We start from the raw sequence: 15,826 nt of genomic DNA, 5'->3' as shown, positions 1-15,826 counted from the left end.
GGGCCTCTTGAAGCGTCTAGGCCGTGAGCTTGGCAACGAGGTACTCGACGATCTTTGCGCAGTGCTCTGCTGCCTGCTTCTCGAATGTCGGATAGTCGACAGAGGCAGAGCCGTCTGCCTTGTCGGAGATGGCACGCACGACGACGAACGGCACCTTGTTGAGGTAGGCTACCTGGGCGATAGGTGCGCCCTCCATCTCGGTGCAGTCAGCGTCGAACAGGGACTTGATGCGGTCCTTCTGCTCCTGCGTACGGACGAACTGCTCGCCCGAGGCAACGCGCCCTGCGAAGCCCTTGATCTCCGGAGCGACGGCAGCGACTGCATCGAGCGCTGCAGCGCGGAGCTCAGGGTCTGCCGGGAAGGCCACGGTATCGAGCCCCGGCACCTCTCCCGGCTTGAAGCCGAGGTTGCAGACGTCCATATCGTGGTGGACGGCGTCGGTCGCAACGACGATGTCGCCGATGTTGATGTCGTTGTTGAGCGAGCCTGCGACACCGGTGTTGATGAGATGGGTCACGTGGTAGCGCTCGCAGAGGGTCTGCGCGACCATAGCGGCATTGACCTTGCCGACGCCGCACTCGCAGACCACGACATCCGTTCCGCCGAGCTTGCCCTCGCAGAAGTCGCGCTGGGCAATCTGCGTTGTCTGAGAGTCCTTGAGCTGGGCCTTGAGCCAGTTCACTTCTTCTGCCATGGCACCGATGATGCCGACCTTGATTGCCTCCATGGATGCTCCTTTACGCTTCGGGATAGTTGAGGTGCGCTTCGTCGATACCATCAAGCGTCTCGCTGAGATAGCGGCGAGCCCACCACTTTGCCTCGTTCAGGTCCGCGTCATGCCAGTTGCCGCAGTCGCGCGGCGTGGCACCCGGAATGTCCCCTTCGAAATCGCGGATGAATTCGAAGAGCCTCTTCACGATATCCACCATGTCCTTCGAGCTATAGTCGCCGAAGACGACGAGATAGAAGCCGGTGCGGCAGCCCATGGGCCCGAAGTAGACCGTACGTGCTGCCCACTTGGGATCGTTCCTCAGATACGTGGCGCCGAGATGCTCGATAGCGTGGACCCCCGCCGTGTTCATGACAGGCTCGCGGTTGGGTGCTGTGAGCCTGAGATCGAACGTACTGATGATGCAGCCCGTCTCAGGGTCCTTGTCCTTGCGGGACAGATAGATTCCTGGCTCGAGCAGAAGATGGTTGATCGTGAAGCTTGCAATCTTTTCCATTACGAACTCCTTCACGGTTGCTGACAGAACTCAGGATAGGCGAGATTGCCCGGATGCAGACCCATGTTCTGGCACTTCACGGTCCATCCTCGCAAGCCAGGGCGTGCCGGCGATGGCACGCGCCACCCTGTCGGCAGCCAGAAGCGAGCTCTGGTCTGCCTTTGCATGGAAGATGGCCTTTGCCTCTATGCCATACGTCCCGAACGAGATGAGGCAGAGAAGCGGCTTGAAATCGGAGTCCGCCCAGTCGCCCAGTGCCTCCTGTCCCTTCTTCAGGATGTCAGCTGTCGCCTCATCCACATCCACATCGCTTCTGAGCAGGAGCGGCACGGTGCAGGACGTGACATCGGAGGCAGAGCGGATCGTCACAGCTGTCTTGTTGAGGACCGAGTTCGGGATGATCTGGGTCGATCCTGTCGCATCCGTGAGAAGGGTGTTCCTCCAGGTGACATCGATCACGATGCCCGACTGGGAGCCGACCGTGATGTAGTCGCCCGGCTTCACGACCTGGCCGAGCATGAGGGCAAGGCCGCCGATCACGTTCGAGACCGTATCCTGGAGGCCCAGAGAGATTACGACGGAGGTGACGCCCAGGGCTGCGACAAAGGCAGTCGGCTGGATGCCAAAGACAGGCTGGAGCACCGCGAGCAGGGCAAGCGCCCAGATGAAGGCCTTCACGATGTTCACGAAGATCGAGGCAGCGGGGATATCCGTCGCATCGAAGACGCGCGAGAGGAAGGCTGAGAGCGCCCGCTCGATCACATAGGCGATGCCTGCCACGACAGCGAGATACAGGATCTTGCCGCCGATTGCATCGAGCGAGAAGAATGCCGCCATTGCTCCCCAGTCCATGCTATCCCTCGATCTTCACGATAGGCGCGAAGCCCTTCATGAGCTTCTTCGTCTTGCCAGTACGGTCGAAGCGCACATCGATCGTATCGCGGTCGGCCTTGATGACAACACCAGGGCCGAACGTCTTGTGCGTGACCTTGTCGCCCGGCGCAAAGGACGTCTGCGCCGCACGCGTCGGCTGCGGACGCTCAGGAGCGCGCTGTGCCCCCGCCTGCGCATGGGCACCGGCATTCGTGGAGCGCGTGACCGAGCCGAAGACATGGCCGCCGTAGACCTGAGAGCCTCGGCCGCTGCCGAACGTGCCGCGGCGGTCTCCCCTCTTCTCCCAGCCGACACCGGAAAATCCTGCAGAGCCGACGCCGACGGGCTCGATATCCTTGGCCGGGATCTCATCGACGAAGCGGCTTCTGGGATTTGCCTGGGTCGAGCCGTAGGTACGCCTCGTTGCCGCATATGTCAGATAGAGGCGCTTCTCTGCACGCGTGATTGCGACATAGGCAAGCCTGCGCTCCTCCTCGAGTCCCGCAGGGTCCTCCTGGTGTCCGGAGTGCGGGAAGATGCCTTCCTCCATGCCGGCAACGAAGACGACTGGAAACTCCAGGCCCTTTGCGGAGTGTACCGTCATGAGCGTGACAGCGCTCGTCGAGTCGCCGAGCGCATCGAGGTCGCTCCTGAGCGCCAGCCATTCCATGAAGGCAGGGAGCTTGTCAGATGCCGGAGGCGGCAGGATGTCGCCCTGGGGCGCCGCCTCCTCGGGCGTCCCGACGCCCGAGGCTGTCCGTGCATCGAGCGCACCCGCCTCCTTGAGCTCTTCCAGGCTCTCGAGCGTCGCTGTCATGTCCTCATGGCTCTCGTCGAATTCCTGCGCGACGCCGAAGAATTCCTTGATGTTCTCGATGCGGGAATCCGCTTCCTCGGAATGCTCTGCCTCGAGTGCCTTGATGAGGCCCGACTGGTCGACGATCATCGAGACGACCTGGGAAAGCTCGCCTGTGTAGTGGCGCCCCGTCTCGATCGTCTGCGTGAAGCTCATGAGGGCATTTCGTGCCTTGGCAGAGAGCAGCCCCGTCTCCGTCGCCGCAGCCTCGCAGGCGCTGAAGAACGAGATGCCTTCATCGCGTGCGAATGCCTGAATCTTCCCGATGGAGGTCGAGCCGATGCCGCGCCTCGGCGTATTCACGACGCGCAGGGCGCTGACATCGTCATGGGGGTTCACGACGAGCTTCAGGTATGCCATCACATCGCGGATCTCGGCACGGTCGAAGAAGCGCGTGCCGCCGACGATCTTGTACGGGACGCCGGCACGCAGGAGCATATCTTCGAGGATGCGGGACTGGGCATTCGTACGGTAGAAGAGCGCCATATCGTCGTAGGATGTGCCCGCATCGTGCAGCTTCTCGATCTCGGCACCGATCCAGCGTCCTTCATCGCGCTCGTCTGCTGCCTGGAAGACGCGGATCTTCTCCCCGTCCCCCTTGTCCGTGAAGAGCCGCTTCGGCTTGCGCTTCGAATTGTGCGCCACGACCGCATTCGCGGCGTTCAGGATGTGTCCCGTCGAGCGGTAGTTCTGCTCGAGCTTCACGACCTTCGCATCCGGATAGTCCTGCTCGAACGAGAGGATATTCTTGATGTCAGCACCACGCCAGGAATAGATCGACTGGTCGTCGTCGCCGACGACCATGAGGTTGCGGTAGCGGCTGGCCAGAAGGTTCGTGAGCGCATACTGCACGCCGTTCGTATCCTGATACTCATCGACGCTGATCTGGCGGAAGCGTTCCTGATATTTGCTCAGCACCTCAGGATGCTTGCTCAGGAGCTCATATGCCTTGAGCAGAAGGTCATCGAAGTCCATCGCATTGGCTCGCTCGAGCCTGCGGTCGAGCTCGCGCCAGACGCGGGCTGCCTTCTGGTCGAGCGGAGAGTTCGACTGGGAGCCAAGCTCGTCGGGACCGATCATCGCGTTCTTCGCATTCGAGATGCGCGAGCGGATGGCAGGAATCGGGAACTGCTTCTGGTCGATATCCATGCTTGTCATGATCGACTTCACGAGACGCTTCGAATCATCGTCGTCGTAGATGGAGAACGAATTCGTATAGCCGAGAAGCTCGCCGTCCTCGCGGAGCATCCTCACGCACATGGCATGGAACGTGCAGACCCACATGCCACGGATGCCGCCCGGCACAACCTGGGCGAGACGCTCGCGCATCTCAGTCGCCGCCTTGTTCGTGAACGTGATGGCAAGGACCTGCCAGGGACGCACCCCTTCATCGGCAATCATGTGCGCGATGCGCATCGTGAGGACGCGCGTCTTGCCCGAGCCTGCGCCGGCAAGGACGAGAAGCGGGCCCTTCGTGCAGAGCGCCGCCTCCCTCTGCTGGGGATTCAGGGCAGAAAGGTCGGGTCCATTGAAGGTTGCCTCGGGTGCCTGGGGCGTTTGAGGTGCATGGTCGGGCTGGAAGAGCGAGCGTTGGGTCAAAAGCATATGTGCTTCCTTGGAAAGATCAGTCGTTTGCAAGATTCAAGTCTAATGGCTGCACGCGACAGGTAAGAGCGCGCATGCGCTCCTCCGCGAAAAGAGGAGAGCTAGAGCTCCCGTGCAAGCACGTCTCCGGAAGAGACCGCAAAGGGAACTTCCATGCGGCAGCGCCCCATGGTCTTTGTAAGCGAGGGCACATCCTTCCAGGATGCGCTCTCCTCATCCCAGGCTTCCAGATGCTCAGGCACGAACGTTCGCACGGGCTCATGAGGAGAGAGCACCGTAAGCGCACATCCTGCGTCGACCCGGTTCCTGAGCGGGAACTCTGCCCAGCACGTGCCATCTTCCGTCTTCACGTCAGCGACGATGCCTATGAGCGCACGGTCGCGGGCATACTCGGGCTCGCCCTGGTTCTCTTCCGGGTGCCCATAGTAGTAGCCGCATGAATAGGGACGGTGGCTCACGTGCTCGAGCTCCTCGCGCCACAGGCCCGCCTCTCCCCCGTCTAGCACCTGCCTATAGGCATTCGTGACGCAGGCCACATAGTAGGCGCCCTTGTTCCTGCCCTCGATCTTGAGGGAGTCGACTCCCGCCGCGATGAGGTCATCGAGATGCTCGATCATGCAGATATCGTTCGAGGAGAGGATGAAGCTCTCCTTGCCTTCCTCGATGAGGGGAAGCCTGCGCGAGGGATCCCGCTCGTCTGCAAGCGCCCAGCCCCAGCGGCAGGGCTGCGCACAGGCACCGCGCGATGCAGCACGCTCGGGTCCCATGAGGGCAGAAGAGAGAAGGCAGCGCCCCGCATAGGCAAGGCAGAGCGAGCCATGCACGAAGGCTTCGAGTTCAAGCTCGGGCGGCAGCTCGTCGCGCATATGCGCAATCTCTTCTATTGTCATCTCACGCGCAAGCACAATCCTCTTGGCGCCCAAGCTCTGGAACGCCTTGGCCGTCTCGGCGCTCGTCACATTGGCCTGCGTCGAGACGTGGAGCTCGATCGTGGGAGCATATGTCCGTGCAAGCTGCATCGCACCGAGGTCGGCCACGATCAGGGCATCGACGCCTGCCTCTGCAAGCGCCCCAAGGTAGGCCGGAAGCTCTGCCATGTCTGCATCGCGCATCACAGTATTGAGCGTCACGTGCACCTTCACGTCGGCCGCATGGGCAGTCTGCACAGCATGCACGAGCTCTTCGAGCGAGAAGTTCCTCGCCTTTGCGCGCATGCCCCACCTCGGCCCTGCCAGATACACGGCATCGGCACCGAAATGGATGGCCTCGAGCAGCTGCTCGGGGCCACCAGCCGGAGCAAGGAGCTCCGGCACGCTCTTCTGTTGAGGAGAAGCTCCCACTAGGCCACCAGCGCGAAGTAGGCAATGACCAGGGCACCGAGGATGATGCGGTACCAGCCGAACGGCTTGAAGTCATGCTTCTTCACGAAGCTCATGAGGAAGCGGATCGCAAGAAGCGAGACGACAAAGGCGACGATGCAGCCGACACCCAGAACCTGGGCCTCGGTCGTCGTGAAGCTGTTGCCCTTCAAGAAGAACTTCACGAGACGAAGGCCGGATGCGCCGACCATGACAGGAATGGCAAGGTAGAACGTGAACTCTGCTGCCACGGCACGCGAGCACCCGAGAAGGAGGCCACCGATGATCGTGGAGCCAGAGCGCGAGGTTCCCGGTACCATCGAGAGCACCTGGAAGCAGCCGATGCCGAAGGCAGTCTTCCACGGCATCTCCTTCACATCCTGGACAGCCGCATCGGCGTCAGCAAGCTCGGACGGCGTATCGAAGTCCTCGAACGTGCGGACCGCGAAGTGCTTTGCATGGCCCTCTGCTGCCTGCTCGTCTGCAAGGCGCTTCGCCTTGTGCTCGCGGTGGGACTCGATTGCGATGAAGGCAATGCCGTAGACGATGAGTGCTGCAGCGATAACGAAGGGACTGCCAAGATGCTCTTCCATCCAGTCATCGAGCGGCACGCCGATGATCGCAGCAGGAAGGCAGGCAACGATGATCTGGCCCCAGAGGCGCCAGGTCGCCTTTCTTCCGTCCTTGCCCTTCGAGGGAGAGAACGGGTTCAGCTGATAGAAGAACAGCACGACGACAGCGAGGATGGCACCAAGCTGGATCACGACGAGGAACATGTCCCAGAAGTCCTGCGAGACATCGAGGGTGACGAACTGGTTCAGAAGGAGCATATGGCCGGTCGAAGAAATCGGCAGCCATTCGGTGATGCCTTCGACGAGGCCGTAGAGCGCAGCTTTCAGAAGCTCGATAACGGGCACAGGTATCTACCTCCTACAAGGGCACGCACCCTGCATGCCCACAATCTTTCTCTGACGTTTCATCCAACCCATCATAGACAGCAAAGCTGCCGCTCGCCGCAAAGTCCGCCGCTTTCGCGCAAAGCGCATCATTTCCGGGGTACAGGACGAACTGATGCCCCTTTGAGGGTTACCGGCGCCGCTAGACACAAAAAAGGCGCCCCGTGCGAGGAGGTTGTCATGACAAGCTTCCAGGATCTCGGCTACGACAAGGTATTCGTCTCTCTCGATGGATCGGAGCAGCAGGACAAGGTGCTCGACCGCGCCATCATCGTGGCGGCAAACAACAATGCAGAGCTCTACATCGGCCACGTCATCGACTCGACCGCGCTCGAGACGGCAGGAACCTATCCGCTCGAGCTCATCCCGACGCTCGAAGCCGGCTTCCGCGACTCCATAGCCGATCAGGTCAAGCGTGCCGAGGGCATCGAGCAGATCAAGAAGGTCGAAGTCGTCGTGAAGGCAGGACGCATCCGCGAGACCTTGAAGGAAGAGATGCTCGATATCATCCAGCCGGATATCGTGATCTGCGGCGCCCGTGGCCTCTCGTCAATCAAGTATGCCCTTCTGGGCTCCATCTCGACCTATCTGATCAGGAGCTCGAAGTGCGACGTGCTCGTCGTGAAGTAGCAGGAATCACAGCAGCAGATATGCCAGAAGCGGCGCCCGCAGGCGCCGCTTCTTCTATGCGGTGAGATAGACCATTGCGATAACGAGGACAAAGCCGACGAGCGTCGCCGGGTCGAACACGGTACCGAGCCATACGACCGATGTCACTGTTGCCATGGCCGGCTCCATCGTGCCGAGAAGCGTTGCCCGGAGCGACCCCACTTCCTTCACGCCCTGGAGATAGAGACCGTAGGCACCGAAGGTGCCGAGGACAATCGAGAGCGTGATGAGAAGCCAGCCGAATCCGTCAAGTGCCGGCATATGGTTCCAGGGCTGGAAGAAGGCTGTCAAGATCAGGCCCGAAATCAGGAAGCCGACGCCGTTCACGGCAAAGCTTCCCCACCTGGCGAGGAGCTTTGCAGGCTGGATGGCAAGTATTGCACCCGCAAGGGCAGCGACAAGCCCCCAGAAGAGCCCCAGAGGCGGCAGCTGCAGCGTGCCTGGATTTCCGCCGGTTGCGATGAGGTAGGTGCCTGCCAAGGCCAGGGCAGCCCCCAGAAGCTCGCGCCTCCTCGGTCGCCTTCTCACCTTCACACAGACATAGGCAAGGCAGATGAGCATCTGCAGGCTCTGGAGAACTGTTGCCGTGCCGGAGTTCGTCCATTTGATGGCCATGAGGTAGGCAACCTGGGAAAGCAGGAAGGATCCGAGCGCCACGCCGAAGACGCCCTTGAGCGCCTGCCGGTCATGCACAAGCTCGCCGACCCTCCCCTTCTGCGCGATATGGGCCGCAAGCAGGAAGAGCACGCAGCTGCCAAGCTGCCGGAAGCACGCGATCCAGAGCGGATCCGCCTCATAGCGCTCCATGAGGACCTTGGCAATCGTGCCGTTCATTCCCCAGAGCGCCGCTCCTGCAAGCGTGATCAGGATGCCGCGCACCAGCACAGGCCGTGCCGGATGCTCGTTTATCTTCTCCTCTGCCATGCCGCTCCCCTCAAGTGCCGAACGCTCCTCCCGAGAGTCCGCACAAAGAGTATAGCGATGGGCACAACACCCAAGCAGGACAGATGCCAGGATGTCTTGGCGGACAGAAGCTAGCAGTCGAGGCTCTGGCGCGGGCTGTAGCCCTCATCATGCAAGCCGCTCATGAGAAGATCCATATGGGAGGGCTCTATCTTCAGGAGATGGAGACGGGTCCGCACACGCTCGAGCATCTCCTGGGGTATGCCCTTCGCTGCGGCAGCTGCCGCATACTCTGCACTCTCGGGGTCCACGATCTCGGCCGTGCCGGTGACCTGGATGCTCGCAAGCTTGCCGAAGCCCGCATACGGCTCGAACACGGCAAGGCTCACACGCAGATTCTTGCGGAGGGCGTGGAACTTGAGTCCGCCTTCGGTGAAGATCCAGATGGCCCCGTCACGCCAGACATATTCGAGCGGCGTGCAGCGCACGAAATCGCCTGCACCGCACGCAAGCGCGCAGGTATTGTGCGACGTGAGGAATGCCTCGGCTTTCTCGCGCAGCACCTCGGCCGGCATCTTCTTGGCATCCTTTTCCTGGCTTGTCCAGTAGCTTTCCGCCTTGTCGAGCTCGTCTTCTGTCATCATCTGCACGGCGCCTCCTCGATTTGCTGTTCCATCCAGATTGTAGCGCCCGAGAGGAAGCTTCCTTCAGGACCTCTGGCGTCCTTCCGGCATGCGGAGACATGAATAAGTTCCGAGCCCCTAGACAGGCTTGAAGCATCTCCGTGAGCAAGCTGCCTCCCGTTCTGCAGCATGCCGCTCTGCTGGCGGCTCTTCTCATCTGGGTCTTCTGCCATTGCCCTGTCCGCCGCAATCGCCTCATCCATGGGCATCGATGCAAACTCAGGAGCCTGCACGCCGTCCACGACGCCGCACCTCGGGCAGACCCAGAGGCCGAAATCAGGGCTTTAGGAAGCAGGCTCAATAGAGAGCCTTGCTGCACACTTCGGGCAGAGCGCCCCCTGTGCTTCGAGATGCCTGAGATAGGGATTCACGACGCATCTGAACTGATGGAGCTTGCCCGTGTCTATCCGCTCCATATCTCTTCTCCTCCCGTCCCATGCTTTCCGGCACATCTTCCAGAGAGTGCCTGGTTTCCCCCGTGGAAAGCGCAGCGCGTGCCGCCGACAACAATGTTGCCTTGGCGCAGGCCTGAAGCACCGCCCCGACTCATGCTAAAGTCTTGAAGCATGACACATAAGAGCTGTCAGGCAGCTCTCGTACGCAACACATGCAAGGAGGCTCCATGCCTGATTCTTCCGAGGGAGCAAAGGCTCCCGATTTCCTCAAGCCCGATCCGTCTCTTGCTCCGGGCACCGTCCACCATGGATTTAAGGTCGTCTCTGCCGAGCCCATCTCGGAGCTCCCCGGCTGCGCCTATGTGATGAAGCATGAGGCAACAGGAGCACGCCTGCTCTGGCTTGCAACCGACGATACGAACAAGTCCTTCGCGATCGGCTTCAAGACGGCGCCACAGGATTCGACCGGCGTCTTCCATATCCTCGAGCACTCCGTCCTCGATGGCTCGGAGAAGTTCCCCGTAAAGGAGCCTTTCGTCAACCTCCTCAAGACGTCGATGCAGACGTTTTTGAACGCAATGACATTCCCGGACAAGACGGTCTATCCCGTGTCCTCCACGAACGAGAAGGACCTCGAGAACCTCATGGACGTCTATCTCGACGCCGTGCTGCATCCTGCCATCTATACGCGTCCGCGCATCTTCGAGCAGGAAGGCTGGCACCTGGAGCTTGCCTCGAAAGACGCCCCGCTCACGTATAACGGTGTCGTCCTGAACGAGATGAAGGGAGCCCTCTCCGATCCCGACGATGTCCTCTACCACGGAATGCAGGAAGCGCTCTTCCCGGATACGCCCTATGCCTTCGAGTCGGGCGGCGACCCGAGGAAGATCGTGACGCTCACCTACGAGCAGTTCCTCGACACCCACGCCCGCCACTACCAGCTCAGGAATTCCTACACCGTGCTCTACGGCGACATGGATATCGAGCGCGAGCTTGCCTTCATCGGCGAGCGCTTCGAAGGCGCCACCGACCGCCATGCCAAAGACCCCAATCCGCTTCCGCTCCAGAAGCCTCTCAAGAGCCTTGAGATGAAGAGGCTGGAGATGGCAACAGCGAAGGAGAACGCTTCCGCTGCCTTGGGCTATGTAATCGGCACCTCGCATGACCGCGAGCGCGTGCTGGCCACAGATGTCCTGCTCGATACCCTTGCCGGCTCGAACGAGGCACCCTTGAAGCATGCCGTGATGGAAGCAGGGCTTGCAGACGACTTCACGGCGACGCTTGTCGACGGCGTGCAGCAGCCGCTTGCCTTCCTCGAGCTCAAGGGGCTCCACGACGGAGCTGCAGAGAAGTTCCGTCCCTTCGTCGAGGACTTCTGCCAAAAGCTCGTCTCCGACGGTATCGACCATGAGAAGCTCGAAGCCTCCCTTGCCCAGGCAGAGTTCAACCTGCGCGAAGGCGACTGGGGCTACTCCGACGGTGTCGCGCTCTCGATCCAGGCCCTCTCGAGCTGGCTCTACGACGACGATCGTCCCTATGACTACCTGCGCTATGAGGATGCACTGGCCCATATGCATGCAGGCATCGAGAAGGGCTACTTCGAGAAGCTCCTCTCCGAGCTCATCTGCGAAAGCGCACACACCGCCGCCGTCGAGCTCGTGCCTGCCGAGGAAGGAAGCCACGCCGAAGAGGAGAAGGAGCTCTCCGACCTCAAGGCCAAGATGGACGACGCTGCCCTTCAGCAGGTGATGGACGAGGAGGCTGCGCTCAGGGCCGAGCAGGAGGCGCCAGACAGCCCGGAGAACTTGGCGAAGCTTCCCGCCCTTGCCCTCTCCGATATCGATGAGGGAACGAAAGATCCTGAAGTCGCAGAGTCGAGCACGCCTCTTCCCTGCTGGCACCACAGGATCGAGACGCACCACATCGACTATGTCTATTACTACTTCGACCTCAAGCGCGTCGGCTTCGAAGAGCTCCCCTATGTCGCGATCCTTTCCGACCTTCTGGGCAATCTCTCGACGCAGCACCACACGGCATCCGATCTCGACACGCTCGTCGAGACGAAGCTCGGCAGCTTCAGCGTGTTCTGCGAGGCCTATGGCAAGCAGGGCGACCTCGGCTTCGTGAATCCGAAGCTCGTCGTCGGCGCCTCCGCACTCTCCGAGAACGTGGCGTCCCTTGCCTCGATTCCGCGCGAGGTCTGGGCAGAGACGCTCTTCGGCGAGGACACCGACAAGATCTACCAGATCCTCCAGCAGCGCCGTGTTGCAATGGAGCAGGAGTTCATGAACAACGGCCATGTCCTTGCGATGAACAGGGCCACGTCGAAGATCCTGCCGCTCTCCCGCTTCATGGACAAGCTCTCGGGCGTCGACTTCTATCTGTTCCTGAAGAAGCTCCTGGACCGCTGGCAGTACAGGAAGCAGCCGACCGTCGAGGTGCTCTACAACCTTGCCGGCCGCATCTTCACGGCAGACGATATCCAAGTGAGCTTCACCGGTTCAGACGAGGACCTTGCCCGCTTCTGGGATGCCGCAGGTGACCTCGGCCTTCCCTTCAAGGGCGGCCAGGTCACCGAGGAGAATCTCAAGATTCCGCCTGCAGAGCCTGTCGACGAGGCCTTCGTCGTGCCATCGAACGTCGTCTATGTCGGGACGTCCTCGCTTCCCTGCCCTGACGATACGAGCTCGCTCGGTGTCTGGCAGGTCGGTACCCGTCCGCTCTCCTTCGGCTACCTCTGGAACGAGGTCCGCGTGAAGGGCGGCGCCTACGGCGCCGGCATCCGTCATCAGTCGAACGGAATGACGCAGAACTACTCCTACCGCGACCCCCATATCGACGAGACGCTTGCGCGCTACGAAGGCCAGGCTGCCTGGCTCAAGGACTGGGAGCCGCAGGACGGCGAGCTCACGGGATACCTCGTCTCGACCGTCGCCGGCATCGATGCGCCGAAGAAGCCCCGCTCCTGGGCACGGCTCCAGGATGGCGCACGCTTCCAGGAGCGTCCCGCCACGTGGCGACAGAATCTGAGGCACGAGGTGCTCGAGACGTCTGCAGACGATATCAGGGGCCTGGCCACGCCGCTTGCCTGGTGTGCCGAGCACCACGTGTCCTGCGTCTTCGGCTCTTCTGACATCATCGCCTCCTCGAAGCATCCGTTCGAGGTCGTCCAGCTCATGTCACCGGATGAGGCATAGATGACGGCAGACGACATTATCGCCTGGTATGGACGTGTGGCCGACAATGCGCTGGCCACACGTCCTTCCTTTGCCCGCGCCTGGCTCATGGCAGGCTACAAGGGCATGGCGGCAAAGACGCAGATAGCAGGAGACAGGCGCTTCCTGCCTTCGGGACGCGAGGGCTATGCCCTCTTCATGTCCCGCGTCGTCACTGCCATGGCACATCCTGAGCGCATGGCAGTGACGAGCATCTTCACGCCCAACGAGATCTTCCATGCGCTCGATGCCCTGCCTGCGACAGCCGAAGCCATTGCAAGCTTTGCAAGCGGCGCCCAGGCAGAGTCCGGCATCATCGCAGCCGCAGAAGCCTCAGGCATCCCCGAGACCTACTGCAGCTACCACAAGACGCTCATGGGCCTTGCCACGACAGGCGTGCTCGAGGCGCCCCGCATGCTTGCTGCGACCTCCGTCGCCTGCGACGCGAACAATCTGAGCTTCAAGACGCTCGCTGCGCGCTGGGGCGTGCCCTTCTCCTTCATCGATGTCCCCTACGAGCTCTCCCGCAATGCAATCCTCTACGTCGCAGACGAGCTCAGGGACATGGGGAAGATGGCAGAGGAAGCCTTCGGAAAGAAGCTCAGCGAGACGAAGCTCACAGAGCTCTGCGAGAGCTCCGAACGCACGAGGAAGGCGCTTCTCTCTACCCTTCCCCACCGCAGCGGCAAGAATCTCAGGAACACGATGACGCTCGAGATGATGGAGATGCTCGACCTGCATCTCCTGCTTGGCAGGCCTGAGGCAGAGCGATTTGCGACACGCATGAAGCACGATATCGCCTACGCCGATACGTACCAGGGCCTGAACCTTGTCTGGGGCCATGTCTCCCCGTATTTCCTCGAAGGCATAGGAAGGCAGATCGACTGCACAGAGCGCGCCCAGATCGTAGCGTCGGACATGATGTTTGACTTCCTTGAGCCGGAGGGCGAAGAGGCCAGGCTTCAGGGTGCCCGTGCGGACGGGCTTCTCTTCGGACCAGGGACTCCCTATGAGTTCATGGCAGAAAGGGTCGTCAGGAACTGCTTCAACGGCCCTGCCGAGCGCCGCGGACGCACGCTTGTACGCCTCGCTCAGGCGACGCATGCCGATGGCGCCGTGATCTTCTGCCATTGGGGATGCCGACAGACGGCAGGCGCCTCACAGCTCATGCGCCAGATGCTCGAAGACGCAGGATATCCGGTCCTCGTGCTCGACGGCGATGCGGTCGACCGCGCAAACTGCATGGAAGGACAGATGACCACGAGATTCGATGCCTTCCTCGAGCTTCTGGAGGCACACCGTGGCTGACGAGATCTTCTACGCCTGCAAGTACACGCCGACGGAGCTCTTTGCCGGCTTCGGCACCGCAGCACACCTCGCCGAGACAGACACATCCGACTTTCAGGCTGCCGCAACGCTCGCGCACGCAAACCTCTGCGGCTACGCAAAAGGCATGCTCGAGCGCCTGCTCGAGGACGATGTGCACGAGGTCGTGCTTGTCACGTGCTGCGACGCTGTGAAGCGCGTATTCGACGTGCTCAGAGAGACCGAAGAGAAGCACCCCGGACGCTACCGCTTCCTCTATCTGCTCGATCTTCCGAGGAAGCGCGGACCGAGAGAGGCAGCCCTCTTTCGCGCGCGGCTCGAGACGCTTGCGAAAAGCTATGCCGAGACTTGCGGCAAGACGTTCGACCTCGGACGTGCGCTAGCCGCTCTCGAGCCGACAGTCCCGCTTGCGCAGGATCACGTGACGCTTGCCGGCGCCCATGCCTCGAAAGCCCTGCTCTCTGCTGTCGGGCGCGAGGTAGCGCTTCCTGTCGAGAATGCGACCTGCACTTCCCGGCATCTTCCTGATACGCTGCCCCGAAGCCTCGCCCGCATGGAGAGGCAGGGGCACTGCGAAGCCTGCGGCCCTGAAGAGAAGAGAGAGCCTCTTTCTGCCTTCCTTGACTGGTACGCGGAGGCACTCCTCGACCAGATGCCGTGCATGCGCATGCAGGACGACACTGCACGCCAGAAGCTCTTCAGCGAAAAGGGCGAGCGCGGCATCATCTACCACACGATGAAATTCTGCGACTACTACGGCTTCGAATGCCGCGACATGAAAGGCAGCGTGCCCACCGTGAAGATAGAGACAGACGGAAGCTCCCAGAGCGCAGGCCAGCTTGCCACGCGCATCGAGGCATTCACGGAGACGATCGGCGCCAAGAAGCAGCCAGCCGCAACACGTACGGATGCCCCGGTCCGCTATGTTCTCGGCATCGACTCAGGCTCAACTTCGACCGACGCCGTCCTCATGGACGCCGATGGCCATATCCTCGCAACGAAGATCCTGGCTACCGGCGCCAAGGCGAGCCGCGCCGCCGAAGCGGCAAAGGCAGCCGTGCTCGAGGAGGCAGGCCTTTCTCCGGAAGACATCGGCCTCTCTGTGGCTACCGGCTACGGTCGCATGAACATCCCTGGCATGGATACGACCATCACTGAGATCACCTGCCATGCTGCCGGCGCCCATTACCTCATGCCCTCTGTCCGCTCGATCATCGATATCGGCGGCCAGGACTCGAAGGCGATCCATCTCTCTCCCGAAGGCGAGGTGCTCTCGTTCGCAATGAACGACAAGTGCGCCGCCGGCACGGGCCGCTTCCTCGAGATGATGGCAAGGACGCTTGAACTGCCGCTCGACGAATTCTGCCGCCTCGGCCTCACCTGGAAGCACGAGGTGAAGATCTCGAGCATGTGCACGGTCTTCGCCGAGTCGGAGGTCGTGAGCCTCGTCGCACAGGACACGCCTGTCCCTGACATCATCCACGGCCTCGATGTCTCGGTTGCCGCCAAGACCGTGGCGCTCGCAAAGCGCGTGCACGCCGAGGGCCCCTATCTCATGACCGGAGGCGTCGCCCAGAACGCAGGTGTCGTCACAGCCCTCTCCGAGGCACTCGGCTCCCCTGTCGCCACGCATCCCGACTCCCAGCTCTGCGGAGCCATCGGAGCAGCGCTTCTGGGACTTCAGGGCCTGAAGAGATAGACATCGCGGGAGAGGATCCAGACATGGAAAGGCTCCTGGCGGACCATCCGCCAGGAGCCTTT

Annotated in this window: 13 protein-coding genes; 4 read left to right on the top strand and 9 right to left on the bottom strand. The window is 61.5% G+C overall.

Features of this window, described 5'->3' with window-relative positions; all coding sequences use genetic code 11:
• Window positions 1–16: 16 nt before the first annotated feature.
• From VXJ24_RS06725 to VXJ24_RS06700, 6 genes are all read right to left on the bottom strand, one after another.
• Entirely contained in the window at window positions 17–727 is a 711-nt protein-coding gene (locus VXJ24_RS06725) for a 5'-methylthioadenosine/adenosylhomocysteine nucleosidase (protein ID WP_330972159.1), read from the bottom strand.
• 10 nt (window positions 728–737) lie between these two features.
• The gene (locus VXJ24_RS06720; protein WP_330972158.1) at window positions 738–1,226 is read right to left on the bottom strand and encodes an S-ribosylhomocysteine lyase; all 489 of its coding nucleotides are present in this window, start codon (window positions 1,224–1,226) and stop codon (window positions 738–740) included.
• 30 nt (window positions 1,227–1,256) lie between these two features.
• A complete protein-coding gene (locus tag VXJ24_RS06715) occupies window positions 1,257–2,078 on the bottom strand; it encodes a mechanosensitive ion channel family protein (protein ID WP_330972157.1) in 822 nt (273 codons plus the stop codon).
• Between the two features lies 1 nt (window position 2,079).
• Complete coding sequence (locus tag VXJ24_RS06710) at window positions 2,080–4,560, bottom strand: ATP-dependent helicase (protein ID WP_330972156.1); 2,481 nt, start codon at window positions 4,558–4,560, stop codon at window positions 2,080–2,082.
• 101 nt (window positions 4,561–4,661) lie between these two features.
• The gene (locus VXJ24_RS06705; protein ID WP_330972155.1) at window positions 4,662–5,873 is read right to left on the bottom strand and encodes a peptidase U32 family protein; all 1,212 of its coding nucleotides are present in this window, start codon (window positions 5,871–5,873) and stop codon (window positions 4,662–4,664) included.
• A 26-nt stretch (window positions 5,874–5,899) separates the two neighbouring features.
• Complete coding sequence (locus tag VXJ24_RS06700; RefSeq protein WP_330972154.1) at window positions 5,900–6,835, bottom strand: undecaprenyl-diphosphate phosphatase; 936 nt, start codon at window positions 6,833–6,835, stop codon at window positions 5,900–5,902.
• A 219-nt stretch (window positions 6,836–7,054) separates the two neighbouring features.
• Between VXJ24_RS06700 and VXJ24_RS06695 the strand changes: the two genes are divergently transcribed.
• Window positions 7,055–7,504 carry a universal stress protein gene (locus VXJ24_RS06695; RefSeq protein ID WP_330972153.1) on the top strand — a complete coding sequence of 150 codons (450 nt, stop codon included), beginning with the start codon at window positions 7,055–7,057 and terminating at the stop codon, window positions 7,502–7,504.
• 54 nt (window positions 7,505–7,558) lie between these two features.
• Here VXJ24_RS06695 and VXJ24_RS06690 read toward each other — a convergent pair whose 3' ends face one another.
• The 3 genes from VXJ24_RS06690 to VXJ24_RS06680 form a co-directional block, all read right to left on the bottom strand.
• Window positions 7,559–8,467, bottom strand: coding sequence for a DMT family transporter (locus tag VXJ24_RS06690; protein WP_330972152.1), 909 nt, complete (start codon window positions 8,465–8,467; stop codon window positions 7,559–7,561).
• A 110-nt stretch (window positions 8,468–8,577) separates the two neighbouring features.
• Window positions 8,578–9,090: a pyridoxamine 5'-phosphate oxidase family protein gene (locus tag VXJ24_RS06685; protein WP_330972151.1), complete on the bottom strand. Its 513-nt coding sequence runs from the start codon at window positions 9,088–9,090 to the stop codon at window positions 8,578–8,580.
• Between the two features lie 323 nt (window positions 9,091–9,413).
• On the bottom strand, window positions 9,414–9,545 hold the full coding sequence (locus VXJ24_RS06680; protein WP_330972150.1) for a hypothetical protein: 132 nt from the start codon (window positions 9,543–9,545) through the stop codon (window positions 9,414–9,416).
• Between the two features lie 206 nt (window positions 9,546–9,751).
• On the opposite strand from VXJ24_RS06680, the gene VXJ24_RS06675 reads away from it, so the two are divergent.
• From VXJ24_RS06675 to VXJ24_RS06665, 3 genes are read left to right on the top strand one after another with little or no spacing between them, the layout of a single operon-like run.
• Window positions 9,752–12,721: an insulinase family protein gene (locus VXJ24_RS06675; protein WP_330972149.1), complete on the top strand. Its 2,970-nt coding sequence runs from the start codon at window positions 9,752–9,754 to the stop codon at window positions 12,719–12,721.
• Window positions 12,722–14,047 carry a 2-hydroxyacyl-CoA dehydratase subunit D gene (locus tag VXJ24_RS06670; RefSeq protein WP_330972148.1) on the top strand — a complete coding sequence of 442 codons (1,326 nt, stop codon included), beginning with the start codon at window positions 12,722–12,724 and terminating at the stop codon, window positions 14,045–14,047. It abuts the gene before it with no gap.
• A complete protein-coding gene (locus VXJ24_RS06665; protein ID WP_330972147.1) occupies window positions 14,040–15,764 on the top strand; it encodes an acyl-CoA dehydratase activase in 1,725 nt (574 codons plus the stop codon). The genes VXJ24_RS06670 and VXJ24_RS06665 overlap by 8 nt, the downstream gene beginning before the upstream one ends.
• Window positions 15,765–15,826: the final 62 nt, after the last annotated feature.

The organism is Olsenella kribbiana, assembly GCF_036408795.1.
GTDB classification, from domain to species: domain Bacteria; phylum Actinomycetota; class Coriobacteriia; order Coriobacteriales; family Atopobiaceae; genus Olsenella_L; species Olsenella_L kribbiana.
Note: the sequence above shows the minus strand (reverse complement) of the source record. Positions and strands in the feature narration are given on the sequence as shown.

Coding starts and splice junctions, on each gene's coding strand:
- VXJ24_RS06725 (WP_330972159.1), bottom strand. CDS start 727: ATGGAGGCAATCAAGGTCGGCATCATCGGTGCCATGGCAGAAGAAGTG.
- VXJ24_RS06720 (WP_330972158.1), bottom strand. CDS start 1,226: ATGGAAAAGATTGCAAGCTTCACGATCAACCATCTTCTGCTCGAGCCA.
- VXJ24_RS06715 (WP_330972157.1), bottom strand. CDS start 2,078: ATGGACTGGGGAGCAATGGCGGCATTCTTCTCGCTCGATGCAATCGGC.
- VXJ24_RS06710 (WP_330972156.1), bottom strand. CDS start 4,560: ATGCTTTTGACCCAACGCTCGCTCTTCCAGCCCGACCATGCACCTCAA.
- VXJ24_RS06695 (WP_330972153.1), top strand. CDS start 7,055: ATGACAAGCTTCCAGGATCTCGGCTACGACAAGGTATTCGTCTCTCTC.
- VXJ24_RS06690 (WP_330972152.1), bottom strand. CDS start 8,467: ATGGCAGAGGAGAAGATAAACGAGCATCCGGCACGGCCTGTGCTGGTG.
- VXJ24_RS06685 (WP_330972151.1), bottom strand. CDS start 9,090: ATGATGACAGAAGACGAGCTCGACAAGGCGGAAAGCTACTGGACAAGC.
- VXJ24_RS06680 (WP_330972150.1), bottom strand. CDS start 9,545: ATGGAGCGGATAGACACGGGCAAGCTCCATCAGTTCAGATGCGTCGTG.
- VXJ24_RS06675 (WP_330972149.1), top strand. CDS start 9,752: ATGCCTGATTCTTCCGAGGGAGCAAAGGCTCCCGATTTCCTCAAGCCC.
- VXJ24_RS06670 (WP_330972148.1), top strand. CDS start 12,722: ATGACGGCAGACGACATTATCGCCTGGTATGGACGTGTGGCCGACAAT.